The organism is Verminephrobacter aporrectodeae subsp. tuberculatae At4 (assembly GCF_000193225.1).
In the GTDB taxonomy this organism is placed as follows: Bacteria; Pseudomonadota; Gammaproteobacteria; order Burkholderiales; family Burkholderiaceae_C; genus Acidovorax; species Acidovorax aporrectodeae.
On record NZ_AFAL01000821.1, the window covers coordinates 1 to 1,000 of the forward strand.

The 1,000-nt window shown below is 67.4% G+C and carries 1 protein-coding gene; it reads left to right on the forward strand.

All coding sequences use genetic code 11. The features are described from left to right. A partial coding sequence (locus tag VTU_RS29470) for a SwmB domain-containing protein (RefSeq protein ID WP_010108879.1) occupies positions 1 to 1,000 on the forward strand: 1,000 nt, incomplete at both ends.

A 1,000-nucleotide genomic window follows, 5' to 3' on the forward strand; every position in this document is an offset into this window, starting at 1 on the left:
TTTACCGTGAGCAGCAGCACGGGCACCGCCATTACCGTGCGCAGCGCCACGGTGAGCGCAACGGACAAGACCGTGACGCTCACGCTGAGCCGCGCCGTGGCCAACGGCGAGACGGTGAACGTCAGCTACACCAAACCCGCGACCAGCGCCGTGGTGCAGGACGCTGCGGGCAACGACGCCGCGGACTTCGGCAACCGGGCCGTGACGAACAACATGCCAACGCCAGCAGACACCACGCCCCCGCTGCTTGGCGACGTCACGGTCAACGGCAACCAGTTGGAGCTCCGCTACACCGATGCAAACCAACTGGACGCAAGCCACATCGCGCTCGCATCAGCGTTTGCGCTGAGCAGTTCCGGCGCTGCGGCCATCCGCGTCAGCAGCGTTGCCGTCACGGGCAAGACCGTCACACTGACGCTGAGCCGCGCCGTGGCCAGCAATGAGACGCTCACGCTCAGCTACACCAAACCGGCGACCGGCGACAACGCGATACAGGACGCGGCAGGCAACGACGCAGCAAGCTTCGGCGACCAGGCCGTGGAGAACCTCACGCCCGCACCTGCACCCGCGCCTGGACCTGGACCTGCCCCCGCACCCGCACCGGAAAAAAACCCCGGCGCGCCCAATGCGGACTACGACGGCGTGCCCGACGCGCAGGAAAATCAGGCCATCGGTCCCAAGGGCTCCACCCCCGGCGACGGCAACAACGACGGCATCCAGGACAGCACGCAGGCCGCAGTCGCCTCCTTCAGCGCCAAGACCAGCAGCGGTTCCGGCACCTCGGTGACCCTGGTCGCAGACAGTCAGAACGGCAAGCTCCCCTCCAGCAGCAGCACCCGCATCACCAGCCTGGAACAAAAGGCCGCGCCCGCCCAAACACCCAAGGCGCTGGAGACGCCCATCGCGCTGACAAGCTTCAAGGCCACGCTGGAGACCGCCGGCAGCAGCGAGACCTTTAGCCTGTACGTGGACTCGGCGCTGGGCGCCAACGGCTACTGGC